Below are 26,323 nucleotides of genomic sequence, written 5' to 3' on the forward strand. Positions count from 1 at the left end.
TTAAATAAAAGCCTAAAAACACTAAATCTTAGTGTTTTTAGGCTTCTCTATTCAATAAGTCAATAGCAGCAGCAATTTACTTATTTTTCTTTTCTACTTTCATAAACAACGCAATGACTAGTGAGATAATGGCTATAATCATCCTAATAGGAAATGTTGTTTTCAAAGCCATGTAAAGTACCTGCAAGTAATTGCATTGGATCTTGCGAATTTACTAACACACCCTGTAATTGAACCAACAAAATATATTACACTTGAAGATATGAAGCATAAAATCGTTTATCCTTTTTGACTCTTACTTTACTCTTCAGGAGTTACTACTTTTTTAGTTAAATTTCTTACCCATAGTAATACAAAACCACAGATTGCAATCCACATTAATACGAGTGTATAGTCATTCATGACACCTTCACCAAAGTATAAAATCTCTTTGATGCCATCTACTAAGAAACGAATTGGTAGCCAAGGTAAAATGTAATTGCCGTAGAAGCTTGGAATCATCTCGGGTACTAATTGAATTAATGGTAATCCAAAGAATATGAATAACGCGAAAAACGCTAGTACTGGTAAACGTAACCAGGAAACGACTGATAAAATCATGTAGATAAATGCGATCACTGCAATAGATGCAAATAATGCCACCGTATTGAATGATTCAAACTCATACCCTAACATCCATGTTGAGTACCAAGTTACTAGATAACCCGCGAAGAATCCATAAATAATCGGAATTAATGATTGGACTAGTTGGAACTTTATCATGCTAATACGATTTTCAAATGGACGCTTTGTTCCCGCTAAGTACAGCATAACAGCCCCAATCATACTAGCCATCCACAGTGGTACAAACAACGCTGCTGGCACAGATCCTAATTTTCCAACTGCATTTACTTTCGTTACTGTTGCTGTTATAGGATTTGCAAGTAATGCCACCTTTTTCGGTTGTACAGGAGAAATCATAGAAGATAAATCTTGTCCTTCTCCACTACCTTGTGCATTCATTTGAGCTAATTTTGCACCAACTGCTTCACCCATTTGATCTGCTACTTGTTGCATTTGCACAGTAATTTGTGCGCTAGCGTTCGTACTAATTGTTGCTACAACCTGTTTTAACGTCGCTTCCATCGATGTTGCAACACTTGTATTTACACCTTCATTTATATAAATGTCTAGATTAGCAGGCGTATCTCCTGTTTGAATCGCAGTAATTTGCTCTGTAAACGTGGCTGGAATAACAAGCCCACCATAAGTATTGCGATCTGTCATCCCCTCTTGCATTTCTTTTAGTGAATCATATTCAATAAATTCAACTGCATCAGGTGCATTTTCTTTTAAATTTTTGATAATCGTATTGGCCATTACGCCGCCATCTTCATTAACCAATGCGACTGGTAAATGTTTTGGGTTAACTTTAGCTGACGGAATTTGTGCTGCAAGAAAAATCAGCGTCACAATTGTCGCTACGATAAATGGTAAAATTAAAAACTTATTTTTGCTCTTCATTTGACGTTTTCCTCTCTTCTCTCTATCATAAATAATTAACACGTTGTTAAGTATTTTACTTACTGATTATAAACATGAAAGTACTAAACTGACCATGTACAATAACTTCAATGATGTAAATTATTGAACATATCTTAATAAATTGTTCAGAAATAGAGGAGAGCTATTAGTGGATCGCCGAAAAAGGAAAACACTACAGGCTATTCAAGACGCCTGTTTTAAGTTATTACAGCAAAAAAGCTTTGATGAGCTAACTATTTCCGACATATCCGAGAAAGCTGATATTAGTCGTGGCACATTTTATTTACATTATGTAGACAAGTTCGATATGCTTGACCAATTTGAACAACAATTAGTGGATAAAATCAAACTAATTTTCGAAACGCATTTAAAAGATGTGAATTCGCCGATTGACCTTTTAAAGTCTAGATATCCAACATTTATTCAATTATTTACATGCTTAAAAGAAGAACAAACTTTATTTCAAATTATTCAACAAACGAAAGGCGCAATGTCATTACAAACCGAACTAACGAAAGTACTTCAAAACGTCTTTCATCAGTCTCCTTCTAATCAAATTATTGGACAAGTAAAGTATTTACCATCTCATTTTTTCATCCCCATTTTGGTTTCTGTCATTACTGGGGTTACCCAATTATGGTTAGATCAAACAGCAGATTACACACCTGAGCAATTAGCAAAAGGTATCTTAAACATTATGATTAATGGCCCCGCAAGAGTTGCTGGATGGCTACCTGGAGAAGTGATTGATATTGATAAATTTTTAGATGAAAAGTAATCAATTAAAAAGAAGAAGAAGCAAAAAAAGTAGCAGAATGGCTTTCACAACAAAAGTAATCATTTTATTTTTAGGAAAGGCACTAAACAAATCGGTTCATTTAGTGCCTTTCCTTTTAAGTTAACGTAGCGTCAATTGATTACCTTTTACAAGAATGTTATTCCACAATATGGCCCTTTAATGAAAACGAGCGCTGATCCTTAATTACAGAATCGCGCCCGTAAAGGTCATATAATTCCCAATATTCCCGGTCATCTAGTAATCCTTCTGAAAGAGAATGCCCAACAATTTGATCATCCATTTGCGGTAAATCTGCTAGTTTCCTTGTGTACTCAACAATACTAGAAATCTTGCAAAACTTTTTCTGGAGCAACAAGCTTTCAAAACTTTCATCCATAAGTAAAGATAAATAGCCAATCCCCAGATGATTCCATTCCTCCAGAATTTGTGTAAATTGTTGTAAGTATGCTTCCTTTGAAATATCATCTTTTCTGATTTGATCAACGAGCCAATATTGTTGTTTGTTTTTAATGATATTAAATAAGTTCAAGTTGCTCCCCCTTAATTGCATAGGCATCTACGCCATATGATCATACCTTCTTTAGTTGAGAATGGTTCTAACATCTAATCGCATTTGTTACAAAAGGGTTAGCCTCCCTAGAAGATAAAGGGGTTAAACGATATTCGTTTTAAAAAATAACTACACCTATTAATAACAAAGCAAAACCTATTCCGCCTTTCTTCAAAGCGTAACCTCCTATTTCATTTTCTTATTGAGTTTTTTAACTAAATCCTCATTCTATTAATTGTATTGTTTCACGTTCTACATCTTTATTTTAGCATTAATACCCAATTTAATTAATAATTGTTATTCAACAATATAGCCTTTTAATGAAAACTAACGCTGATTCTTGTTACAGAATCGCGCCCGATTGTTGAATAACTATTTTATATTATTAATAGCGTTCTCTCATATATTCTATATCTATATTAGGTAGTATATATACTAACAATTTTCTCGTTTAATAAAATCTCTTTGTCTTTTTTCAAACCATTTATTATTGCTAAATACAATAAAAAAGGTACTACATCATTAAAATGTAATACCTTTTTGGTAGTTTGATTATAAATATTTCACCTTAGATAACCATAAGCCCCAACGCTTTTGATTAATACATTTTTAAATATTGGTCGCGTTCCCATTGGTGTACTGTTGTACGGTACATGTCGAACTCGATTTCTTTTGCTTCTTTGAAGTTAGCGTAAATGTGCTCACCTAAAGCAGCTTGAGCTACTTTATCTTGCGCAAGTAATGTTAATGCATCGTCAAGCGCTGGTGGTAAATTGGCAATACCGTTTGCTTTGCGCTCTTCTTCCGTCATTACGTAGATATTGCGGTTAATTGCCGCTGGTGGTGTTAATTGTTGGCGAATACCTTCTAGACCCGCTTCTAAAATAACAGCCATCGCTAAATATGGGTTTGCTGCTGGGTCCACTGAACGTACTTCTACACGAGTTGAAAGTCCGCGTGCAGATGGGATACGAATAAGTGGTGAACGGTTTTGTGCAGACCAAGCAACGTAGCATGGCGCTTCATAACCAGGAACTAATCGTTTATAAGAGTTAACAGTTGGGTTTGTTACTGCTGTGAATCCTTGTACGTGTGCAAGGACACCTGCCATGAATTGCATTGCTGTTTCAGAAAGGCCTAGCTCTGTAGACTCATCATAGAATGCATTTTCTTTACCTTTAAATAATGAAACGTTAAAGTGCATACCAGAGCCAGCTTCACCAAATAACGGTTTTGGCATGAATGTTGCATGTAGGCCGTGTTTACGTGCAATTGTTTTAACAACTAATTTGAACGTTTGGATGTTATCACATGCTGTAATGGCATCTGCATATTTAAAGTCAATTTCATGTTGACCAGGTGCTACTTCATGGTGAGAAGCTTCAATTTCAAAGCCCATTTCTTCAAGCTCTAAAACGATATCACGACGACAGTTTTCACCTAAATCAGTAGGTGCTAAGTCAAAATAACCACCGTGGTCGTTTACTTCTAACGTAGGTTCACCTTTTGCATCTAATTTAAATAAGAAGAATTCTGGCTCAGGCCCTAAGTTGAAGCTTGTGAAGCCCATATCTTCCATTTTTTTAAGGATACGTTTTAAATTGTTACGTGGGTCACCAGCGAATGGTTCGCCTTTAGCAGTGTATACGTCACAGATGAAACGTGCTACTTTCCCTTTTTCTGAAGTCCAAGGGAAAACTACGAAAGAATCTAAATCAGGATATAAATACATATCTGATTCTTCGATACGCACGAAACCTTCAATTGATGAGCCATCGAACATCATTTTGTTTTCTAGTGCTTTGTCTAGTTGACTAACAGGAATTTCAACGTTTTTAATTGTACCTAGTATATCCGTAAATTGTAAACGAATGAAACTAACATTTTTTTCTTCGATTAAACTCTTGATGTCCTCTTTTGTGTATTTACCCACAGTTTTCCACACTCCTATAAATTGTCTAGCTTATATCTTTACCCTACCCTACTAAATAAAAACCGACCAATTGAAAAACACTTGCATTTATTTAATAGAATCGGGATAAATCCCCACGTCGGATAGATGATTTTTGCATGCGCTGTGCTTGACGCATTTCTTCGCGCATAATTTGACGTAATTCTGTGTCAGTTAAATCAGGTTCTTCAGTTGCAACAGGATCTAATTTTTTAGCAAATAATTTTTTAATTTTCGCCATATTCATACCCTGCTCCAAGTAATCTTTTATTTCAAGAAGCGTATCGACGTCATTTAATGAAAACATTCGACGATTACCTTCTGTTCGGTGTGGCTCAATTAAATGGTGTTCTTCATAATAACGAATTTGGCGTGCCGAAAGCTCGGTCAATTGCATCACAATACTCATAGATAATAACGGCATCGTTCGTCTAATTTCACGACTCATTTAAGTCCCCCCAATACCCGCTTATCATATAACGAAAAATTTTCACTGTCAACAAAGATGTTAGGTTTCCTAACATGGATTTTTAATTTTTTTTTGAATTGATGAAAAATTGTTAAAAACTATAAAAATATAGTCCAAGCTTTAGTCAAACTCAAAATATTTTACAGTTTATCTTTGGTCTTCTTATATAAGATGATTCCTGTGTTTGATTTCCGCTACGGGCGGACGCTTTCCGCGGGCACACCGTAAGCCGCAACCCTCGCTAACGCGCGGTTTGTTGCGTCTTACGTATTGTGCGGTCCCCTCAGGAGTCGCCGCCTCCGCTACAATCAACTAGTATGACATTTTCTTTTAAGTGCATTAGGCTAATAATACGTACAATAGTCTTCTGCTTCTATCATTTTTTATATAAGTATAGATGATTTCTGCCTTTGATTACCGCTACGGGCGAACACTTTCCGCGGGCACAAGCAAGTCGCAAACAGCCTTTTGTCGACACTATGAATACAATCTTTTTAGATTAAATCATAAGAAAACGTAGATTGCTGCATATGCTCCTTTTTAACATGTATAACGCCAACAATTCTTCAGGCATGTCACCACAAAAAAATATAGTTTCCACTCGCACTGTTCCTGCTGAAATATAGTATCTATTAAGACCACTAGCTTTGGTGTGAAAGCTAAACAGATAGCTACATTAACATTACGAAACAAGCCCCATCACAAAACTGTGATAGGGCTTGTCTAACAGCTATAAATTGCCTATTTTCGTATGCTTTGGACAGCGCTACAAATGGCAAATTTCACGTGCTCATATGTCAATCCACCTTGAATAAATGCTGTATACGGCGGACGAATTGGACCATCCGCTGTAAGTTCAATGCTTGAGCCTTGAATAAATGTCCCTGCTGCCATGATGACATCGTCTTCATAGCCAGGCATGTAAGCAGGCTCTGGAGCATAATGCGCATTTATTGGAGAATTTGCTTGAATTTCTCGACAGAAAGCAATCATTTGCTCTGCTGTTTTAAATGATACCGATTGAATTAAGTCTGTACGCTCCGCATGATAACTTGGGAAAGTATTCATGCCTATTTCCTCCAGCATTGCTGCTGTGAAAATGGCACCCTTTAATGCTTGACTAACAACATGCGGTGCAAGGAAAAAGCCTTGATAGAAATCACCAAGTGTATTTAATGTTGCACCTGCTTCTGCCCCAATACCTGGCGATGTCATTCGATAAGCACATTTTTCTACTAAATCAGCTCGTCCTGCAATATAGCCACCTATTTTTGCTAAGCCACCACCTGGATTTTTAATAAGAGAACCTGCCATTAAATCAGCACCTACTTCTGTAGGTTCCTGTGCCTCCACAAATTCACCATAGCAGTTATCAACAAAAATAACGGCATTTGGAGAGAACTCTCTTACTTTCTCACACATTTTTGCAATTTGTGAAATGGTAAAGGATGGACGAGTTGCATAGCCTTTTGAACGTTGAATAGCTATCATTTTTGTGTTTGGTGTAATAGCTGCAGCAACTGCAGTCCAATCAATTTCTTTGTTATCAATCAAATCTACATGGCGATAACCAATTTTATAATCCTTCAGCGATCCTGTATCTTTGTCACCACCATCGACAATCGATTGTAGCGTGTCATATGGTTGACCTGAAATATAAAGCAATTCATCACCTGGTCGTAGCACACCGAATAGACTAAGCGTAATCGCATGTGTACCGGATATGATTTGCGGACGGACAATCGCCGCCTCTGCTCCAAAAACTTGTGCATATACACGCTCAAGATTGTCACGTCCCTCGTCATCATAACCATAGCCATTAGACGGATGTAAATGATAATCGCTTACTTGATGCGCTCTGAATGCGGAAAGCACCTTTTGCTGATTGATGAACGCCATATTCTCTACCTTCGTGTGATAAGGGCGCACCTTTTCTTCTATTTTTTCCGCTAATGTTAACGTCTCTGCTGTTAAATGGGTTGTAAAAGTCATTGTTTTCGTCTCCGTTTCAAATTGTTCTTTCCTATCTTATCAATTTGTTTGCAACCCTGCAAAAATTGCTATTGTGTCTGGCTGTTAAATGCGCTAAGCTAAGGGGCGGACTTACTACAAATTATTCTCGTATAAGGGGGGAAAGTGATGGCTTGGGAAGTTTTTAGCATCATTGGGACAATTGCCTTCGCTATTTCCGGGGCAATAATTGCAATGGAAGAAGAATACGATTTATTCGGTGTATATATACTTGGCATTGTAACTGCTTTTGGTGGAGGTGCCATTCGTAATTTACTGATTGGTCTACCTGTCACAACATTGTGGGGGCAAGATATGATGTTCCAAATTGCGATTGCTGCAATTACTATATTTTTTATTTTTCCGCATCATCTAATACAGCATTGGCATCGTTGGGGCAATTTCACAGATGCTATTGGTTTATCGGCTTTTGCTATTCAAGGTGCATTGTACGCTGTCAAACTCAATATGCCAATTAGTGCAGTAATTGTTGCTGCTGTTTTAACTGGTTCAGGCGGTGGTATTGTTCGGGATTTATTAGCTGGACGGAAGCCACTCGTGCTACGCGATGAAATTTACGGTGTATGGGCAGCACTTGCAGGTCTTCTTATTGGACTAGAGTTACTACCAGGGGATATCTTCTTATATGTATTATTCTGCGTCATTACAATATTACGAGTTTTTTCTTATATGAAGAAATGGCGTTTGCCTTTGAGAAGGTTGAATCGGGATTTAAATAACAATTAATTTCTTATAAAGAATAGCAGCGGTACGGCACTAACATAACCTTTTTTATACCAGCTAGCATTAAATGAGATGTGACCTAAAGATCCTTCCTATCAAACTAAGGATACTAGTTCACATCTCTTAATAAACACCAACGGTCTTATTCAGAAGGTAGTAGTGCACTCAAATAAAGTATCTGAACAACGCTTCCTCATTTTACAAGCTAAATGAGGTTAAGGACATTTTAAACACTTCATGACAAAATGAGATATTCAGATAAACTACTCCTAACATATCGTTACAATTGTTCGGCTAATAGCTTCTGAAAAGATGTTGATTTTTTTAATTTCATCATATAAATAATTGCTACTAATGCAAAAAACAATAATGAAAAGCCTGTAACTGTCAAGATATTTACTAATGATGTTTGCATTGGTAAAAAGAAATTAGCCGACTTCGATAATTCTCCAAAAAGCAATTTACTTAAAAGAATAAAATACGGAATTGAAATTACAATGCCTATTAATAAAGGATTGACATAACCAATTATTGAAACTTTATTAATTTCTGAATTTGTATACCCCATGGATTTAAGTAACAGGATATTTTTTTCTCCCGTCTTGATTGCTATATAGATTGAAATACTTAAAAGTATACCACCAAGTATTATACCTAGAAACAGCATGGCACCAGATATAATTTTATAGTTTTCAAAATTTAATTTAATCGCTTCATATTGTTCTTTCTGTACGATTGTTTGACTAATTTCCCCTTTGTCCTTTACAGGCTTATCTTTACTATAAAAACCACTATAAAAATTTACCTTTTCTAAAAAAATATCTTCGTAATATGTTTTAGACGTGTACAACTCGTTCCCTTGTAAATCTAAGTTAATTCCCGTAATAGTTACATTACTATTTTTTTGGTTATCATAAATCTTTAACTTATCGCCCACTTTAAGATTATGTTTATTAGCAAACCATTTGTTGATAATTACACCATTTGACAGTTGATTAGTAATATTTTTATTTGTTTCATAATCATAAAAATGTATATATTGATCCTTTTTATTACTATCAAGTGCAATCAAACTGATATCCTCACTATTATTGTTTTTTGAGTCAATCTTCATGTTTCTAACAACATACCCTTGTGCATCTTTTACATTGGTAATATCAACTTTATTATTTAATATCGAGTTATACTCATACTTATACTGCTTTTCAAACGAACTAGCCATTTGATTTGGAAAGCTTGACATTCCCATACTCATTAAAAGTTGTACACCTAAAGCAAAACCTGAAAAAATGACTAAACAAAAAACAAATAAGTTTCTAAAAATAAATTTGTTACGCAAATTACTTAAAAATTTCTTTCTCGCAAATAGTATTAATAATACTCTCTTTATTCGATTATTTTTAGCTTGACTAGTTTCCCTTATCAGGTTTATTGAGCTTTTTCTAAGGAAAAGGAAAATAATCAAAAAGGAGAATGCTAAAACTCCTATAGTAAATAAACTAACTACAGAAACACTGAAAACCATATCAATACTTTTATTAGGATAAGGTGCTAATAAATCATTATTCATTACCCCAAATATTTTATTGTTCATAAGTGATGATAATAAAATTCCCAAAGAAACAGGTAATACTAATAATAATGCGGTTGGAGAGAAACTAAAAATTAATTCATAATTTTTATACCCCATTCCCTTTAATACACCATAAATTTTAAGGTTATCTTGAATCATTTTTATTAGAACCATCGCCAACATGATACCGACAATAGATAATAACAAAGTTACTGTAACACCTATAATCATTTTATTCATAGATATTTTTAAATCTAGTATATTAATTTCTGTATTATCATTCTTTTCCAATAAATATTCTACTTCTGTACTAGAAATTTCTTGTGGTTTTTCACTTGTCCATACCCCAGAATAATAGATTTTTTCATTCGCATTTAATGCATTGTATTGTTTGTCATTTAAAGACATTATGACGGATGTTGCCGGTTTATATATTTTTAAGCCTGTATCACTCATATTTGGATTAATTAAACCTGGAAAGCTTGCAATACCAGATACAATATACTCTTTGTCATTAATTTTAAAAGAGTTTCCAATATTTATATCTTGTTTTTTAGCTGTATTGATGTCGATAACTATTTCATTATCTTCAACAGCCATTTCTCCTTTTACAAAAAAGAATTTGTTTATTATTTCGTTATGTTTAACAACTCTATAATTATTGCCCTTATCTTCAAAAAATTTCGACTGCTGTATTTCACTTGTAAACCCGTATTTTTTTTGTAGTTCACTAATTTTATTACCATAAATATCACGATAAGAAATCTGATGATCGAGTAGGATTTGGTTGAAATTTTTCTCTTCCATTTCTTCAATGCTAATTTGGTGCTGCGAAGCAAAAATATTTATATCATTTTCACTAAGTTTAGGTAGGAATTGAAAATCTTCTTGTTTCGATGTTTGGTTATTTTCATTTACTGTTTCTAAATTATTATTAGTAATCAATAATGAAAAAGTCATAAAGCTTGTAATTAGAATCATGATATTTATAGAAAGAAATAAAAATTTATTGCTTTTGAATAAATATTTTAAACAATGTTTGATTAACATTCTATTGTCACCACACTATCTTTTCAAGACTAAGTGGATTTTCCACAATTTTAACAGAATCTATTTCGCCATCAACCATATAAACTACTTTATTGGATAAACGGGCTAATTCCGTATTGTGCGTAATCAAAATGACAGTAATATTGTTTTCTTTATTCATCGTTAATAGTAAATTCATTATTATTTTTGCTGTAGCACTATCAAGCGCACCTGTTGGTTCATCGCAAAAAATAACTTTAGGATTTTTAATAATTGCACGTGCTATTGCAACACGTTGCTTCTGTCCTCCAGAAAGTTGACTTGGATATTTATTCTTATGCTCCGCCAAGCCTACTTTTTCTAAAATATCATTGATAGAACTTTTAGAATCACTTAAGTATTGTCCTACCTGTACATTTTCATAGACCGTTAACGTAGGGAGTAAATGATATTCCTGAAAAATGAACGAAACATTCTCTCGACGAAACTTCACCATTTGCTTTTCATTAAAAGTAGCTAAATCCTTATCAAAAAAATTCACTTTCCCTTGAAAATCTGTATCGAGTCCACCTAAAATATTTAAAAATGTAGACTTTCCTGAACCAGAAGGTCCTAGAATCGTTATAAACTCACCCGTCTCAATCTGTAAATCAATTCCTTTTAACACTTGATTAATAATTTCACCATTTTTGTACGATTTACTTAAATCTTGTATTATGTACATAGTAACCGCCTTTCAAATCAAACAAAAATTTTGTATAAAGAGAAATTTACTCTTTAATTGTTGGTATCCCCTGTATTACAACAATCGCTCCTGCTGATAGTTGAGAATGCGTAATCGTAAGGAAAAATTCTACACTGTGATAAGCAGGAAAAATTAACTCTATAGGTTTTAAATACTTTACTTCTGGCTTTCCTAAAGGATTTGATAATATTTCTATTTCCTGAAACCCTACATTTTTTGCAAAACCTGTTCCTACAGCTTTTACAAAAGCCTCTTTAGCAGCCATTCTACCGGCAACCCATTCAATTTTTCGTTTCGTGTTCTTTATTTTTTCGAATTGTTCTCTTTCAAGATCAGTAAAAAATAGCTTCTCCAATCCCGAATTATTACGTTCTAACAATTGTGTTATTCTCGTTAAATCAATTAAATCCAATCCAAGTCCAATTATCATTTTCCACTTCCAATACTTTTCCTATCAGTATTTTAATCTTTTTAATCCTAAACTAAGGAATACTACTGCAAACCCTACTAAAATAGCCATTTGCGAAGCTACTCCAAATAGATTGGAATTACCAACCATCAATTCTTGAAAACCACTTAGCGCCCAAGATTGAGGCGTAATGTATGAGATCTTTTTCAAAACATCACCAACAACATCAATTGGCCAATAAACCCCACCTAACATTGAAGTCGAAATGATTATCAAACTACCAATAGCTTGTTGCTGCTTCACAGTTTTCACAAATCCACCTATCATTAAACCTAAACCAATAAACGTTACAATCAGCACAGAAGCAAATATAATAACTCCCCAAATGTTTCCCCATGTAACACCAAAAACAAAAGTGCTTATAGTCATTATTATGCCAAATTGAAACCAACCAATCATAAAAAATGCTAATAAATAGCCCATTAAAATTGTGATTTTAGAGGTCGGTGTGGTCATCAACCTACCCCAAGTTCCTTCAGTACGTTCTCCAAGTAAAACCGCTGAGGAAGACATAAGTGTGAACATTAGAAACATAATTGCAAACCCTAATGAGTTACGATTGACTGCTTTTTGTTTTTCAACAATTAGCCCATCACCAATAATTTGTCTTTTAGTAATCGTTTGATTGTTTGAACTTACATTTTTAATGACGCTAGATACGTTACTTACAACATCATTTTGTTTGTCATTGTACATGATGTCATAGACAGCTTTTAATTGTTGATAAGATGAAGCAATTATTTTTTTTACGCTTTGCAATTCCATCGATTCCTGTTTCGAATTTAATATCATCTGCTCACTTTCATTACTTTGTATAATTCCTTCTTGAAAACCTTTAGGAATTATTAGCACACCAATTGCTTCATTTTTATCTTTTATCTTTTTCGCTTCTGATTCATTTTTTTCAATCCAGGAAACAGAATAATCATTTTTCAACAAGGTTTTGTAATCTTCTGATATCTGTGTTTTGTCTAAATCAACAACTACCATTTGTAAGGATGTTGTCTCCTTATTTCCAAAAGTCCCATTTAAAAATCCAAAAATTAAGGAAAAAACAAGGGGCATTACAAACATGAGAAATATAGAACCCCGCTTCCCTAAAATTAGTTTAAATTGTTGTTTTGCTATACTCCATATTTTACCCAAGGTTCCCCTCCTCCCCTTTAGAAAGTCTAATAAAACCTATACTAAATGTCAGAAGACCTATACAAAATAAAACCAATAATTCGACAGTTATACTACTATAACCACTACCTCCCATTAAATTCAAAAGCCCATTTTGTGCCCAATAATTAGGAGTAATATAAGCGGCGTATTGTAACATTTCTGGAAAAGTGTGAATAGGTATCATACTTCCACCTAGTAATACCATAATCTGTACACCTACTCCACGAATAATGTTAGCCATTGTTTCTGTCTGAATAAAGATTGATAAGAAGATAACCATCCCACCAATGGCAAAAACATAAGCAAGCATTAATAATAATAAAACTCCCAAATGATTTCCCCACGATATATTAAAAATAAGTGAAGTTCCTAATATTAAAATGAAAAATTGAAGCAAACAAGTAACCGTTATACTTAACCACTTTCCAATGATAAATGAAGGTAGGCTAGTATTTGTCATTCTTATTCTGCTATAAGTTCCTAATTTTTTTTCTTCAATTATTGAACTCAGTCCAGACATACCTGTCAGTAAAATAAACATGACACTTATTCCCGCAGCATAATATTGAAAAGAAGAAACGATTTTTCCATCCTTCGCACTGCTGTTTTCTATAAATAATGTTTCCGAAATATCCTGAGTTTCCATGTGGTCTTCTTTTTGATACACAACTGCCTTCGTATTTTCAGTAGCTTTATACGCTTGTCCTAACAGTCTCGAACTTTGAATTATTTGATTGAATACTTGTTCAGTTATTTTACCTTGAAGTTCTGCTTTTATATTATGCTGAATCACTATACTGTCAGGCTTTTGCAAATCACCAGAAACTGTAACCATTACCGGTATTTTTCCACTTTGTACTTCTGTTTTAGCTTCTTCTTGATTCATTTTCTTTAAATGAATATATTGATCTGCATTCTTTTCTACTTGTGTTAATAAATTTTCGCTTTCATTATTAGATTGATTAAGGACAACCGCAACAGTGAATTTTTCAATCATTTGCTTATCTTCAAAAACCCCAGCTAAGGCATAACCTAGTATTAACACCAAGAGTAATGGCGTGATAACTAAAATTAAGACAGCTTTCCAATCAAAAAAGGTTAATTTTATATCTTTTATAGCAAGCCATAATATCTTCATTAAGTCCCCTCCAATTAATCCCTAAGTGATTTTCCTGTTATTTGGAGGAAACTAGTTTCAAGACTTGGCGAAAGAATATCTATTGTTGCTATACTTTCCCCTGAATCTTTGATAACTTCTAGTATATTTAATAATGTTTGATGAACATTAGCTGTGCTAACTATTAGTTTATGATCCTCGACTTCTTGAATGTTTGGAATCTTATTCGTAATTGTATTTATTGCGCTGTCATCATTGCCTTGCAGTGAAAATACAATTTTTGACTCGTCGCCAATTTGGAGAATAACATCTTCAATGGTTCCTTGAGCGATCAACTTGCCATGATCAATTATGCCGATACGATCACATAAATACTCTACTTCCTCCATATAATGGGACGTGTAAATCACTGACATTCCATTACTATTCAATTGTTTTATCGTTTCTAATATATGATTTCTAGATTGTGGATCAATACCAACTGTAGGTTCATCCATAATAAGTAACGCTGGTTCATGCAAAAGAGCAGCGGCAATATTTATCCTTCTTTTCATACCGCCTGAAAAAGTACTTATTTTCTCATTTGCTCTATCATCTAAACCTACTAATTTTAAACACTCAGCTACTCTTTTTTTTAATTTTTCTCCATTTAAGTTGTACATACGCCCCCAAAATAACAAATTATCTTTTGCACTTAATGCAGTGTAGAGCGCAATATCTTGTGGAACTACTCCCAATAATTTTTTAAATTTAAAATTTTCTTTAGAAATGTTTTGGCTGTCCATAGTAATTGAACCATTTGTAGGTTTTATTAATCCACAAATCATATTAATCAATGTAGTCTTTCCCGCACCATTAGGTCCGATTAAGCCATAAACTTCTCCCTTTTTAATATTTAGAGAAAGGTCACTAACTACATTTTTATTGGTAAATGATTTAGTAAGATTCTTTATTTCCAGAATGTCAGGCACACTATTTCACTCCTTCAAATTCATTCACTATTTTTTCTGATACTGTTTCTGCCTCTAAAAACCCTCCATAGACGCCAAAATTAGGACCCCATTGACCAGTAATAAATAACCTATTTACACCAATACTGGCTTTAAGTGCATTTGTGCGTAGACTTTGAATAGGGGTACGCTCCCAGCCAAATACAGATCCCTCATCATTCAAAGTATATTTTTTGAAAGTATTTGGAGTTGCTAACTCTATATCTGTAATATATGAATTCATTCCAGGAGTAATGAATTCTGCAATTTCTAGCAACCTATTTATTTCCGTTCGATCATCCCTATAAAAACCTTCTCTAGTTAGAATTGTCATCAACATCATATGCCCATTATCAGGAGCCAAAGTAGAATCTACCTTCGTGGGAAAACATGTAAGTGTAATAGGTAGTGCTTTTCCTTGATGAAGGTTCGAGCGATAGCATAAATCGTTATCCCAATTTTCAGCATCCCAACTTGGGAAATAACTAATATCACTAACCTCCGGATGATAGTTTGAAGATAATGTGACATATAATCTTAATGCCGAAGGACCAATGTCTAGTTGTTTTAAGCGTTGTCCAAATCGACTATTTACATCATTTGGATTTAGCATATTATATGTTTGTTTAATTGAAATTGCAGAAACTACAGTTTTAGTTTTTATTGTTTCAAATTCAGCATTTATCTTCTTTACTTTCACGCCTACCACTTGCGAACCTTCAGTCAATATTTGTTCTACTTTTGTATTGTTTAATAGGCGTCCACCGCGCTTTTCTATTTCTTCCATAAGTAGTTTTGACAATTTATAAGTGCCACCTTTAACATAATAGGCTCCTTCATTATAAGAGGCTAATAAACTTGCTAATGTAAAAGCAGAACCGTTTGCTGATATTCCACCATAACCTGGACCTAAAGCGGACAAAATCCCCAACACTTTTTTATTTGGAATTATCGAGAGGACATATTCCGCAAAGGTTTTACCACTCCACATTCGAAAGAAAGAAGCAATTCTATGCTGATCATTTTGCACCAATGCGGTACTAAACGATTTTAAATCATCCATTATTTTTTTGATGTTTATAGTGTATTTAGGAAAATTATCAATTAATACTTCTTGCAATTTATTTAAAGAAAAAGGTATATTTATTTTTTCTGCTCCATATATCCCCTGTATAGGATCACTGTAAATAACTTCTATTTTTTCTCGAACCTTTAATTTGCACAGTAATCGATCAATAACATCACCCGATTTAAATCCCCCGATATGATGCGCCCCAATGTCAAAATGGTAACCATTACGTTCAAAACCACCTGCATAGCCACCTACATTAGCACTCTGTTCTATAATCCATACACATAATCCTTCGCTAGCTAACTGTGCACCCGTAGCTAAACCAGCAATCCCTGCTCCAATAATAACAATATCTGGTTCTTTCATATTCATGAGCTCAGCACTTTCATTGTTTTAATTTTATTTAAAAGATCTAGAACATATTTCAATTCCTTTATAAAATCGTTGCAGTTTTTTTTAGTAAATGTTAGTGCTGGAGCAAGCACTACAGCATTCGTCCCTGCAGCGTGTACTAAAATCCCTCTTTTAGCTAATAAATTAGTCACTATCATCGAAATTGGCCATTGATTTATTATTGGTGCTGCACTCAATTGATCGGATAAGCGAATTCCTAGCATAAGACCTCTTCCTTGAATATCAATTACGCCTTCTGGATTTTCTAATTCATAAAATTTAGAAAGTAAAAATTCTCCAATTTCAGCAGCGTTCTGTACTAGATTTTCTTCTTCAATAACTTGAATATTTGCAATTGCAGTAGCACATGCCACCGGATGACCACTTGTAGTAAATCCATGTACAAACTCTTTACCAGAGTCAACTTCCCCTAAAAAACATTCAAATATTTCTGATTTAACTAGCACTGCCCCCAATGGAAAATACCCACTTGTAATGCCCTTAGCAAGTAACATAATGTCTGGCCATATATCTGAATGCTCAGCGGCAAACATTTTTCCTGTTCTTCCAAAACCAGTTGCAATTTCATCACTAATCCAAAGAATTTCATATTGATCACAAAGCTTACGAACTCCTTGCCAATATAAATCTGGAATTACGCCAATTCCTTCGGACGCTTGTATTGGTTCAGAAATAAAAGCAGCTATACTATCTGCTCCTTCATTTAATATCACTGTTTCTAAATCATCAATACAAGATAATATCCATTCTTCCTCGGACATATGTACAGGTTTTTGAAACAAATCAGGAGATTTTGTTTGAATGCAGCCTGGTATTAAGTCACCAAATGGTTTTTTATCATACTCTATCCCGCAAACACTAATCGCTCCAAAGGTACTGCCATGATATGCATTTTGTAAGCTAATAAATTTACTCTTTGTTGATTTTCCTTTGTTATAAAAGTATTGTCTCGTCATTTTCATCGCGGTATCTGTCGATTCCGAACCACTATTTGTATAAAAAACATGGGGATATCTGTTACCGGTTAATTCTGATAGTTTTTTAGCTAATTCTATAGCTGGACCATTTGTCGTTAAAAATAAGGAGGAATGGTCCAACTGTTTAAGTTGCTTATTTATGGCGTCTATTACTTTAGGATGTCCATGACCAATATTTACATTCCATAAAGAGGAATTTGCGTCTAAATAAGTCTTACCATCTTGATCTGTCACGAAATTTCCTTCTGATTTTTCAATAAGGGTATACATTTGTTTCAAATATACATCCATTTGGTTCCAACAATGCCATACTCGTGAAGCATCAATATGTGAATATTTCATTTACATCCCCCTTTATCTGGCGGTATATCCACCATCCGCTACAAAGACTGAACCCGACATCGTATCGGCTGCAGAGGAAACTAGGAAAAGTGCTGATTTTGCTATATCATCAGGTTCTAGTTCTCCATTGGGTAATCCTCTCATAAGGTCAACCCACTCTCTGGAACTTCCAACTTGTTTTATGATGTCTTTAAACATATCGGACTTCATCATTCCTGGACATAAACAATTAGCTCGGATATTCTTTTTACCGTAATCTAATGCAATGGATTTAGTCAGTTGAATTACTGCACCTTTAGAAGCGATATACGCAGATAATCGAGGTGCACCCACAAGTCCAAAATGAGAAGAAACTGTTACAATCCTTCCATATTTTTGAGTTTCCATAGTTGGCAGGACAGCCTTACAACTAAGATATACACCCAGTACATTTACATCAAAAACATGCTGCCAATCCGATTTTTCTGTTTCAGTGACAGTACCTGCACGTACGATTCCAGAACAACAAACCATATTTTCAATACTTCCAAATTGTGTAATCCCTAATGCAATAGCCTCTTGCAGGTCTTTTTCATTTGTTACATCGCCAACAAAAGCAATAACATTTGTACCTATTTCTTCTGCCAATTTAATAATATTTTCATTCTTATCGAATAACACTAAATTTGAGCCTTGCTTAGCAAATAACTTGGCACAGGCAGACCCTAGTCCACCTGATGCTCCAGTAATAAAAGTTGTATTTCCCTTTAACAACATTTAATCCCGCCTTAAATTTAACTAATATTTCTTCTTCTTACTAACACAATAATCCCCCATCGACTACAATAGTTTGCCCCACAATATAACTAGCATCATCTGATGCAAGGAAAGCAACGACATTCGCTACTTCCTCAGGTCTTCCAAATCGTTTTACTGGTATAGTCTCCGTATATTTTATTCTTAAATTTCCTGGTACTTTATTCAGCATATCTGTTTCGATATAACCTGGCGCAACCGCATTTACTCGAATGTTCTTGGATGATATTTCTTTTGCTAATGAATGGGTTAAGCCAATAATTCCTGCTTTTGCTGCAGAGTAATTTGTTTGACCAGCTACACCGATAATCCCACCTACCGACGTAATATTAATGACAGATCCATTTTTTTGTCTAATCATAGATGGAATAACTTGCTTAGTTATATAAAATAATCCATTTAAATTTGTGTCAATTACTTCATTCCAAGATTCTTCACTCATCATCATTAGGTAACTGTCTTTTGTAACACCAGCATTGTTAATTAAAATATCAATTTTACCGAAATCAGCCAAAACATAATTTACAAAAGACTTAATTTGCGATAAATCTTTTAAATCTAACTGATAGGCTTTTATATCATTTCCGTATTTCGCAATGTCAACAATCACTTGCTCCGCTGCTTTTTTGTCAAAGTTATAAGTAAAAGCAATATCAGCACCTTCTTGAGCTAATTTTTCTACAATTGCTCTTCCAATACCCCTCGATCCACCTGTAATGATTGCGACCTTTCCTTTTAATTTCATGTCCTACCTCATTTCAAAAGTTATTGTGATATTTTAGTTAAAATAATACTTGATAAATTACCACCAACATCAAAACTGTTAATTAAAATATTTTTAATCGGCATTTTTTTAGTGTCAGTTACAACATTTAAATCAATATCACTATCTGGTTTAGTACAACCTACCGTCTTAGGAATGATTTGATAATACAAACTAAGTGCACCTATGATAAATCCAATAGAAGCAGATGCCCCTATTGTTTCTCCAATTAATCCTTTTCCAGAGGTTACAGGAATGTCCTTTGCATATGTACCAAATACATTATGAAAAGCTAAAGCTTCTGCTAAATCACCATAACGTGAGCCACTTGCTGAAAGAATGGCTACATCAATATTTTCAGGCTCTAATCCTGCATTTAATAACGCAGATTTCATAGAATTTTCAAAGGGCTTACTATCTATTGGCGACAATGCTCTTTCTGGACTTACTTCAGAAAAGGCACCTCCATATCCTAATACTTCACATAAAATTGGAGCATGACGTTGTTGCGCATGTTCAAGTGCCTCTATTACAGCCACTCCCGCACCTTCTCTTAGAGCAATACCATCACGCTCCATATCGAATGGTTTACTAATAACATCTTCATTGTTGTCTGCTGTTGTTGTATAGTTAAGTTCTTTATATGAGTTTGCTACGTCACCATGATATTCTTCTACGCCACCAGCTACAATTGCATTAGCTTTCCCCGTACAAATTAAGTCATAGGCATAACCGATGCTGTTGCTGCCCATTAACATAGTACTTACTCCTTTAAGCCCAGTACTAATGCATGTTTGACCAATGCAAGCATTTGCCACAGTTCTTGTAAAAATAGTAGGGCTAGTATAATTTGAGCCACTAGTTATTAACTTTCTAGCAAATGCTTCATTACTTTGCAAAGAGCCGTATACTGTACTAAAAATAGTCCCAATTTTTTCAACATTTAATTTAGTTAAATCCATTTTGCTATTTTCTATTGCCATTAAAGTGGCTAGTAAAGTTAAATGAGAAAATCGATCCATTTTTTTTACTGTTCTTAAATCTGACAAGGAAGATAAATCGAGTGTTATATTTGTATCCTTAATACATTTACCTTGCACTAGATTCTCCCAAAATTGTTCCATTCCCACACCAGCACGTGATAAAATGCCAGCTCCAGTAACTACTACACGTTCCATACATAACCTCCAAATAAGTTATCTAAATAAGGTTAAAAAAATGTGTTGTTTCAATAGACAATATTTTCTTTTCTTTATATTCATAGAAGATTTTACTTTTTTTAAAATTTCCAAAAGAGCTTAAAATTTGTGCTTTTATTTTTACATCTTCTCTCGGTAATAAGTCCAAAGAATCAATTTCAACCTTATCAATCATTGCAAGATATGCCTTACCTTTAAAACCGTTAAGTCTCCATAAAATCTCAGCAGCTTGACCCATTGCTTCCAACACAATACTGATTAACGAAACTTTATTGTCGGTCGTCCAAATTTCATCATAACTTGGAACAGCAATAAGTACGTTTAAATCCAACTTTAGAATGGATTCTATCATCAACATCGGTTCTCTTTGTATTAAGAACGATTTTAAACTCTCTCTATTTAAATACATAAGAAATTACCGATTTTGCAACTAACCTATCATCAACTTTTGCCTCACAATTGACTTGTGCATGTTGATTGAACTTTGCTGTTACAGTTGCCTCGATTATTAATTTATCTCCTGGATAAACAGGAAGAACAAATTTAATTTTATCCATCCCAGATATATAACCTCTTAGCTGACCGTCTATTGAATTAGGAGACCAGAAAGCAAATCCTCCGATTTGAGCCATAGTCTCTAAAATTAAAACTCCAGGAAAAATGGGTTCATCAGGAAAATGCCCCAAAACCCATGGTTCATTTAATGAAACATTTTTATACCCAATAACCCTTTGATTTTGTTCAATTTCTATAATTTTATCTACCATTACAAATGGATAGCGATGTGGCAGTGCTTTTGCGATTTCCTGAACATTTAACATGTCATTACCTCCTCTACTGAAATGATAGCTTCTAAATTTTCTAGTGCTTTATATTCTAAATCGACCATTTTTTCTAAAAACATTTCAATTTCGGGATCATCAGCAAAAATTCCGGCATTTGGATCTATAGCACCAAGTTCAAAAAGTTTAGCTAATTGCCGCCAACATCTGAATAACTCCATATAATGTTTATAACTATTAAGGTACTCCTGATTTCCGGTTAAAGTAGCGCACTCTTTAAGATAACGAGCATACATTCTTCTAAAGTTGCCTCCACCCGTTCCTACCTTTTCAAACAGCATTGATGCCATATAAGCATGTGTTTGTCTTTCATTTTCAGGCAACATTTTTTTCCACATTCTGATTTCTCGTGCAAAAAGTTTGATGCCTGGAAGTCCCATCTTAAAGGCAAATGGTCTTTTCATTCTGAAAATATTTGTTCTAATTGCTTCATTAATAACTAGATTTATATCCCGTTTTCTATTTGGCAATACGATAGCTTTTAATCCGTTGTCTGGTTTAATTGGTGAGGTTTTAGAATTACGAGCATTTTCTAAATCCTTCAAACTAACTTCTATAACATCATTCCACAAATAGTCTAATAGGAAAGCTACACTTTTTTCTTCATCATAGCCAACTAAAATAGCATTATGTAAACCAAAATGAAATGATTGCTCTATTTGTAATTTATCTCTCATATAAGGTAAATACATCATATCTAAATCTAAAATGACAGGGACGCCTAAATCAATCCACTGTTTAGCCCATTGCCAGCCTACTACTGGATCGTCTGTTCGCTTTGTCTCAATATACCCACCTAGAATACCTACTGCATTTTCTTCGAGGCTATCATTCCGTCCAGTAAAAAAGTAATAATCGACTGATTGATATTTTTGATATGTAAATCCTAGGCCACTGCCCAAACCAAAGCATAGATCTTCACTAAAAACATAGCCGTATCCTAAAAATATGGTGCGCATTGCTGTTGAGGCACAATGTGAACCCATATGATGCATATCAATCCATTGAGATAAAACTTTCATTTCCCATCCTCCAAGTTTCAGCAAGACTTAATAAACACTCAGCAATTCGCCTTTCTTCGGCGGCGATGTTATTAATAGAAACTTTCAAATCAGCTGAATTTAAGATTGATTCTGGGAAATCTGCCCCTTTAGCTAACTGCTTATTCAGCTCTCTCCACATATTGCTTAACTTGTAGTAATCTTTAGATATTTCTTCTAAACTATCTTCACCAAGTAAGTGTGCTGCCTCACGAAGAAATCCCGCAAATAACCGCCTATAAAATCCTCCACCACTTGCCTTTTCTGATATATAGAACATCATCCCCATTGTTATACTTACTTGGTCTCGTGGCATAAGCTCTAACCAATTGGGCATTTGTTCCGCTAAACGTTCAATTGCATTGATTCCATTATATTTTCTACTTGTGTATAAAAATGAATGCATATTTGCGTATATTGCATTTTTGGTTGCTTCCTTGATATTCGGAAATTTTGTTGGTAAATAATACACACCGTAACGATTTTGAGGATGATTTGTCACTGTCATAGGTGGATTACATGCATATTTCAAAACATCAAGTGGAACTGTTTGAATACGCGATAAATTATTTTCCACAATAAATGCTTGATTTTCTAATTCATCTATACCAATAAGCATCGTGACATGAGTACCCGCTGGTGTTTGTAATTGAGAAAACATTCGATCCCAAGTAGAAACAAAATCATTTGATGCAGTAAACGATGTTTCACTTGAACCTGGTAAAGCAGGTTTATCTAAATATTTTAAATACAAGGATAAAACTACATCTAAGAAAACTGGTTTTCCCTCTTGTAATAGCTCTTTTATATGCTCCCAAACTAGCGCACTATCTGTTGGTATACAAGATGCATAATGCATTCGAAGTGATGAAGCTAATTCTTCAAATTGGTTATGTGTAACACCAGATATCATTGCAAAATCAACTGTTTCCTTAGTCTCTTCAGGTAAGAGATATGCAAAAGACAAGCCATTACTTAATCCAAACAACATAGTTTCCGTAAACTTATACCCTTCATACTCCATCAAATCTCGAATGTTACCAGCCCTACATGTGACACTTAATCGATGAGGAAAATCGACTATTTTCATAATGTGTCTCCTCCTATTTGACAAATATTAATCATTTTCTTTTCCCAATTTTATGTGAGCTTCTAACTTTTTGGCTAAATCATATTCACGAATAACCAGTATATTCAACAACTCTAGTAGTTCAGGATTACGAGTTGTTTTTTCTGGTTGTAATGCTCCGTTCATACATAAATTTGTTACATGTCTCCACATGGTTGCGATTTCCCGATATTCTGTTGAACATTCAAGTAATACCGTATCTCCAAGAATTTTTGCTGCCTCAAAAAGAAAACGGCTATATAATTTCCGGTAAAACCCTCCGCCCCCAGTAGTTTCAGACAAGTAATGCATCATGAATAACGAATTTTGTAACTTGTCATTTGACATTAATTCAGGCCAATTTGGAAAATCGTCTTTCAAATTCTTAATTGCTTTCCAACCACTGCTAGGATAACTAGAATACAAAAATGAATGAACCATGCGATAAATAGCTGTATTAATAGCAAAATTTAAAGAAGGCATTTTTTGAGGTGGATAAAAAATCATCACTTCATTATTTGGAGATTTAATGCATTCTATTTTAGGATTACGAGATTCAGTTAATACTGTTAGCGGAATTGTTTGAACGATAGATATATTATTTTCTAAAATATATGCTTCGTTTTTGTCTTCATCATAACCGATTAGTTGAGTAATATGATTTCCTACAGGAGTCCGTAATCTAGAAAATATTTGTTGTGATTGTTCAATAAATCTTTGTTGATTTTCGTTTTTTGGTGTTGATATTGATGAAGGTACTTGAGATGTTTTTAAATAAGGCAGGTATATAGGTAAACTCGCACTTAATAAAACAGGTTGTTTATCTTTTATAGCTTGTCGTGCTATTTCCCAAGCATCACTATCATTTCTTGGGAAGTGATTAGAATAATGTAATCTTAATAAAGAGCTAATTTCATGGTAATCGAAATGAATCGAACCATTTATTAAAACAAATTCCGTATTCATCGATGTTGGGCTTGGTCGAACATAAGCGAATGATAAGGCACTGGCTAACCCGAATATCATTGCTTCACTAAATAGAAAACCATGATATTCGAGAACGTCTCTTAAAGACCCAGATCGGCATGAAATACTTAAGCGGTGAGGATATTGGCTTAATATCATTTTTATATACACCTCATCTAACTTCAGTGGAGTTGATAAAAAATTCTGCTATTTTCTTTTCTGTAATATATATTTCATTAAGTTTCTCAATTGCTTGTTTTGATATAGTAGAATAATCATCTTTACTACTGCTAATAATTTCCGTCCATATCTTCCAATTACATGCTAGTGTTTTAGCATCTTGTAAAATATGTTCAATCGAAAAAAAGGAATGAACTTCTTGCAATGCATCAGCTAGAAAGGTTCTGCCCCAAGTAACTCCAAACTCTATACTCGTATTACTCATTAAATGTTGAAAGTAATGTTCCTGCGTAGCTTCATTTGATGCTGTACCTATAAAATACAAGTCATTTATACATTTCTTAAAAGCTTGTTCTCCTCTTAGTAAAGTCATTCCTAATAAATTCGATTCATTTACCTTACGAAATGAAGATAATTGTAGAGATTGTTTTAATCCTAATTCTAAAGGTGGAAACACTGGTTTTGAGAATGAAGGACTATTTATCATTAACCAACGAATGCCCCCCTCTGCTTCACAAATTGAAGCGAGAGAAGAATATGCAATACGCAAATATTCCCTTTTCATAGGATGTAAAACAATGAGTTCGGATTCATCTTCAGATAGACCTGCTACAAGCATTAATACCTTTGGATATATTTCTAAATTGGCACTATTCAACATGCAACCTGGAATTTCTATCATTGGAGGGGCGACTCTCAATAACAGGTTTCTTTTTATATCTTGTTGTAAACGTCTGATATCAATAGTTCTGAAATCTTCTAAGTACAAACCCAATGGCAAACATAAATCTCTTAAAAAGTGAGGATTAACTGCGGATGCATAACTTTCATTTTTTCCTTCATCAATCTGACTGCGATAAAAAAAGTCTATTCCTCCACCGAGTAATAAAAGTAATGAAGGACTAACACGAAGTCCGTCCGCAGCTAATTTTGTTCTGACGGCACTGATTAATACATTATTTGACTCCTCGTGAAAAGTTAAGAGTTTTGGAAAATAGATTTTTCCCTTTGTTTGAATCATCGTTTCAACTTCCCTTTTTACTGTAATCAAATTGATATTCTTGCTTATCTAATGCTAATCTTAACTTTGAAATAAACCATTCTGGATAGATTAAACATAATTTCCCGTCTTGCTCTACAAAAACATGGGAAGTCTTCGCGTCTGCATGAATTTGATTAGTTGTATCATTATAAATTTTATAGAAGAAATTTAATTTAGCAGCTTTCTCTATACTAAATTTCACTTCTATTCTTAAATTATCCTCATAAAATATGGGGATTTTATAATTACATTCACTTTTTATCACAGGAAATTGATAGCCTAATTCATCAAAATTTTTCATACTTAAATCCAGTACGCTTTTTGCAAAATTAATTCTTGCTTCTTCTAAAATTTTATAATAGTTACTATGATGTACAATGCCATAAGCGTCAGTATCGCTAAATCGCGGAGTTGTTTTAAATACAAATATTTGTGTCACATCTCTCT

The 26,323-nt window shown here is 34.0% G+C and carries 25 protein-coding genes; 2 read left to right on the forward strand and 23 right to left on the reverse strand.

The genetic code is table 11. The features are described from left to right. Positions 1-300: 300 nt before the first annotated feature. Entirely contained in the window at positions 301-1,503 is a 1,203-nt protein-coding gene (locus ACQKNX_RS12995) for a YhgE/Pip domain-containing protein (protein ID WP_427429248.1), read from the reverse strand. A gap of 169 nt (positions 1,504-1,672) precedes the next feature. Between ACQKNX_RS12995 and ACQKNX_RS13000 the strand changes: the two genes are divergently transcribed. Beyond that, positions 1,673-2,302 carry a TetR/AcrR family transcriptional regulator gene (locus ACQKNX_RS13000; protein WP_427429249.1) on the forward strand — a complete coding sequence of 210 codons (630 nt, stop codon included), beginning with the start codon at positions 1,673-1,675 and terminating at the stop codon, positions 2,300-2,302. Positions 2,303-2,459: 157 nt separating this feature from the next. On the opposite strand, the gene ACQKNX_RS13005 is transcribed toward ACQKNX_RS13000, so the two are convergent. The 4 genes from ACQKNX_RS13005 to ACQKNX_RS13020 all read right to left on the reverse strand — a co-directional run bounded on the left by ACQKNX_RS13005 (position 2,460) and on the right by ACQKNX_RS13020 (position 7,285). Further along, on the reverse strand, positions 2,460-2,852 hold the full coding sequence (locus ACQKNX_RS13005; protein ID WP_427429250.1) for a hypothetical protein: 393 nt from the start codon (positions 2,850-2,852) through the stop codon (positions 2,460-2,462). A 619-nt stretch (positions 2,853-3,471) separates the two neighbouring features. Beyond that, on the reverse strand, positions 3,472-4,806 hold the full coding sequence (gene glnA, locus ACQKNX_RS13010; protein ID WP_340825713.1) for a type I glutamate--ammonia ligase: 1,335 nt from the start codon (positions 4,804-4,806) through the stop codon (positions 3,472-3,474). 91 nt (positions 4,807-4,897) lie between these two features. Next, on the reverse strand, positions 4,898-5,272 hold the full coding sequence (locus tag ACQKNX_RS13015) for a MerR family transcriptional regulator (RefSeq protein WP_427429251.1): 375 nt from the start codon (positions 5,270-5,272) through the stop codon (positions 4,898-4,900). Positions 5,273-6,034: 762 nt separating this feature from the next. Beyond that, positions 6,035-7,285: an aminotransferase class I/II-fold pyridoxal phosphate-dependent enzyme gene (locus tag ACQKNX_RS13020; RefSeq protein ID WP_427429252.1), complete on the reverse strand. Its 1,251-nt coding sequence runs from the start codon at positions 7,283-7,285 to the stop codon at positions 6,035-6,037. 147 nt (positions 7,286-7,432) lie between these two features. Here ACQKNX_RS13020 and ACQKNX_RS13025 point away from each other — a divergent pair, with 147 nt between their 5' ends. After that, positions 7,433-8,050 carry a trimeric intracellular cation channel family protein gene (locus ACQKNX_RS13025; RefSeq protein WP_427429253.1) on the forward strand — a complete coding sequence of 206 codons (618 nt, stop codon included), beginning with the start codon at positions 7,433-7,435 and terminating at the stop codon, positions 8,048-8,050. Between the two features lie 277 nt (positions 8,051-8,327). On the opposite strand, the gene ACQKNX_RS13030 is transcribed toward ACQKNX_RS13025, so the two are convergent. Genes ACQKNX_RS13030 through ACQKNX_RS13115 form a run of 18 tightly spaced genes read right to left on the reverse strand, consistent with a single transcriptional unit; the run spans position 8,328 to position 26,315 of the window. After that, positions 8,328-10,670, reverse strand: coding sequence for an FtsX-like permease family protein (locus ACQKNX_RS13030; RefSeq protein WP_427429254.1), 2,343 nt, complete (start codon positions 10,668-10,670; stop codon positions 8,328-8,330). A 7-nt stretch (positions 10,671-10,677) separates the two neighbouring features. Continuing rightward, entirely contained in the window at positions 10,678-11,373 is a 696-nt protein-coding gene (locus tag ACQKNX_RS13035) for an ABC transporter ATP-binding protein (protein ID WP_427429255.1), read from the reverse strand. A gap of 46 nt (positions 11,374-11,419) precedes the next feature. Further along, positions 11,420-11,824 carry a holo-ACP synthase gene (acpS, locus tag ACQKNX_RS13040; protein ID WP_427429256.1) on the reverse strand — a complete coding sequence of 135 codons (405 nt, stop codon included), beginning with the start codon at positions 11,822-11,824 and terminating at the stop codon, positions 11,420-11,422. Positions 11,825-11,848: 24 nt separating this feature from the next. Beyond that, positions 11,849-13,009, reverse strand: a complete 1,161-nt coding sequence (locus ACQKNX_RS13045) for an ABC transporter permease (protein ID WP_427429257.1) — start codon at positions 13,007-13,009, stop codon at positions 11,849-11,851. Continuing rightward, a complete protein-coding gene (locus tag ACQKNX_RS13050) occupies positions 13,002-14,168 on the reverse strand; it encodes an ABC transporter permease (protein ID WP_427429258.1) in 1,167 nt (388 codons plus the stop codon). The genes ACQKNX_RS13045 and ACQKNX_RS13050 overlap by 8 nt, the downstream gene beginning before the upstream one ends. A 14-nt stretch (positions 14,169-14,182) precedes the next feature. After that, positions 14,183-15,109, reverse strand: coding sequence for an ABC transporter ATP-binding protein (locus tag ACQKNX_RS13055; protein WP_427429664.1), 927 nt, complete (start codon positions 15,107-15,109; stop codon positions 14,183-14,185). Positions 15,110-15,119: 10 nt separating this feature from the next. After that, a complete protein-coding gene (locus ACQKNX_RS13060) occupies positions 15,120-16,574 on the reverse strand; it encodes a phytoene desaturase family protein (protein WP_427429259.1) in 1,455 nt (484 codons plus the stop codon). Positions 16,575-16,576: 2 nt separating this feature from the next. After that, positions 16,577-17,941 (reverse strand): aspartate aminotransferase family protein, encoded by a 1,365-nt coding sequence (locus ACQKNX_RS13065; protein ID WP_427429260.1) that lies wholly within the window; start codon positions 17,939-17,941, stop codon positions 16,577-16,579. 12 nt (positions 17,942-17,953) lie between these two features. Further along, entirely contained in the window at positions 17,954-18,697 is a 744-nt protein-coding gene (locus tag ACQKNX_RS13070) for an SDR family NAD(P)-dependent oxidoreductase (protein ID WP_427429261.1), read from the reverse strand. Positions 18,698-18,737: 40 nt separating this feature from the next. Continuing rightward, a complete protein-coding gene (gene fabG / locus ACQKNX_RS13075) occupies positions 18,738-19,481 on the reverse strand; it encodes a 3-oxoacyl-[acyl-carrier-protein] reductase (RefSeq protein ID WP_427429262.1) in 744 nt (247 codons plus the stop codon). Between the two features lie 20 nt (positions 19,482-19,501). Further along, on the reverse strand, positions 19,502-20,677 hold the full coding sequence (locus ACQKNX_RS13080; RefSeq protein WP_427429263.1) for a beta-ketoacyl-[acyl-carrier-protein] synthase family protein: 1,176 nt from the start codon (positions 20,675-20,677) through the stop codon (positions 19,502-19,504). Positions 20,678-20,699: 22 nt separating this feature from the next. After that, the gene (locus ACQKNX_RS13085; protein ID WP_427429264.1) at positions 20,700-21,050 is read right to left on the reverse strand and encodes a hypothetical protein; all 351 of its coding nucleotides are present in this window, start codon (positions 21,048-21,050) and stop codon (positions 20,700-20,702) included. 43 nt (positions 21,051-21,093) lie between these two features. Further along, positions 21,094-21,519, reverse strand: coding sequence for a 3-hydroxyacyl-ACP dehydratase FabZ (gene fabZ / locus ACQKNX_RS13090; RefSeq protein WP_427429265.1), 426 nt, complete (start codon positions 21,517-21,519; stop codon positions 21,094-21,096). Then, positions 21,513-22,562, reverse strand: a complete 1,050-nt coding sequence (locus ACQKNX_RS13095; protein ID WP_427429266.1) for a BtrH N-terminal domain-containing protein — start codon at positions 22,560-22,562, stop codon at positions 21,513-21,515. Before ACQKNX_RS13095 ends, fabZ begins: the two co-directional genes overlap by 7 nt. Then, positions 22,537-23,670 (reverse strand): DUF4872 domain-containing protein, encoded by a 1,134-nt coding sequence (locus ACQKNX_RS13100; protein ID WP_427429267.1) that lies wholly within the window; start codon positions 23,668-23,670, stop codon positions 22,537-22,539. Before ACQKNX_RS13100 ends, ACQKNX_RS13095 begins: the two co-directional genes overlap by 26 nt. A gap of 27 nt (positions 23,671-23,697) precedes the next feature. Next, positions 23,698-24,813, reverse strand: a complete 1,116-nt coding sequence (locus ACQKNX_RS13105) for a DUF4872 domain-containing protein (RefSeq protein ID WP_427429268.1) — start codon at positions 24,811-24,813, stop codon at positions 23,698-23,700. 13 nt (positions 24,814-24,826) lie between these two features. Further along, complete coding sequence (locus ACQKNX_RS13110) at positions 24,827-25,855, reverse strand: hypothetical protein (RefSeq protein WP_427429269.1); 1,029 nt, start codon at positions 25,853-25,855, stop codon at positions 24,827-24,829. A gap of 4 nt (positions 25,856-25,859) precedes the next feature. Further along, positions 25,860-26,315 (reverse strand): acyl-CoA thioesterase, encoded by a 456-nt coding sequence (locus ACQKNX_RS13115; protein ID WP_427429270.1) that lies wholly within the window; start codon positions 26,313-26,315, stop codon positions 25,860-25,862. Between the last annotated feature and the right edge of the window lie 8 nt (positions 26,316-26,323).

The organism is Lysinibacillus sp. NPDC093712 (assembly GCF_050280025.1).
In the GTDB taxonomy this organism is placed as follows: domain Bacteria; phylum Bacillota; class Bacilli; order Bacillales_A; family Planococcaceae; genus Lysinibacillus.

Excerpts from the sequence above, each read along its gene's own strand:
- ACQKNX_RS12995 (WP_427429248.1), bottom strand. The coding sequence starts at position 1,503 with ATGAAGAGCAAAAATAAGTTTTTAATTTTACCATTTATCGTAGCGACA.
- ACQKNX_RS13015 (WP_427429251.1), bottom strand. The coding sequence starts at position 5,272 with ATGAGTCGTGAAATTAGACGAACGATGCCGTTATTATCTATGAGTATT.
- ACQKNX_RS13020 (WP_427429252.1), bottom strand. The coding sequence starts at position 7,285 with ATGACTTTTACAACCCATTTAACAGCAGAGACGTTAACATTAGCGGAA.
- ACQKNX_RS13025 (WP_427429253.1), top strand. The coding sequence starts at position 7,433 with ATGGCTTGGGAAGTTTTTAGCATCATTGGGACAATTGCCTTCGCTATT.
- ACQKNX_RS13030 (WP_427429254.1), bottom strand. The coding sequence starts at position 10,670 with ATGTTAATCAAACATTGTTTAAAATATTTATTCAAAAGCAATAAATTT.
- ACQKNX_RS13035 (WP_427429255.1), bottom strand. The coding sequence starts at position 11,373 with ATGTACATAATACAAGATTTAAGTAAATCGTACAAAAATGGTGAAATT.
- acpS (WP_427429256.1), bottom strand. The coding sequence starts at position 11,824 with ATGATAATTGGACTTGGATTGGATTTAATTGATTTAACGAGAATAACA.
- ACQKNX_RS13050 (WP_427429258.1), bottom strand. The coding sequence starts at position 14,168 with ATGAAGATATTATGGCTTGCTATAAAAGATATAAAATTAACCTTTTTT.
- ACQKNX_RS13060 (WP_427429259.1), bottom strand. The coding sequence starts at position 16,574 with ATGAAAGAACCAGATATTGTTATTATTGGAGCAGGGATTGCTGGTTTA.
- ACQKNX_RS13065 (WP_427429260.1), bottom strand. The coding sequence starts at position 17,941 with ATGAAATATTCACATATTGATGCTTCACGAGTATGGCATTGTTGGAAC.
- ACQKNX_RS13070 (WP_427429261.1), bottom strand. The coding sequence starts at position 18,697 with ATGTTGTTAAAGGGAAATACAACTTTTATTACTGGAGCATCAGGTGGA.
- fabG (WP_427429262.1), bottom strand. The coding sequence starts at position 19,481 with ATGAAATTAAAAGGAAAGGTCGCAATCATTACAGGTGGATCGAGGGGT.
- ACQKNX_RS13080 (WP_427429263.1), bottom strand. The coding sequence starts at position 20,677 with ATGGAACGTGTAGTAGTTACTGGAGCTGGCATTTTATCACGTGCTGGT.
- ACQKNX_RS13085 (WP_427429264.1), bottom strand. The coding sequence starts at position 21,050 with ATGATAGAATCCATTCTAAAGTTGGATTTAAACGTACTTATTGCTGTT.
- fabZ (WP_427429265.1), bottom strand. The coding sequence starts at position 21,519 with ATGTTAAATGTTCAGGAAATCGCAAAAGCACTGCCACATCGCTATCCA.
- ACQKNX_RS13095 (WP_427429266.1), bottom strand. The coding sequence starts at position 22,562 with ATGAAAGTTTTATCTCAATGGATTGATATGCATCATATGGGTTCACAT.
- ACQKNX_RS13100 (WP_427429267.1), bottom strand. The coding sequence starts at position 23,670 with ATGAAAATAGTCGATTTTCCTCATCGATTAAGTGTCACATGTAGGGCT.
- ACQKNX_RS13105 (WP_427429268.1), bottom strand. The coding sequence starts at position 24,813 with ATGATATTAAGCCAATATCCTCACCGCTTAAGTATTTCATGCCGATCT.
- ACQKNX_RS13110 (WP_427429269.1), bottom strand. The coding sequence starts at position 25,855 with ATGATTCAAACAAAGGGAAAAATCTATTTTCCAAAACTCTTAACTTTT.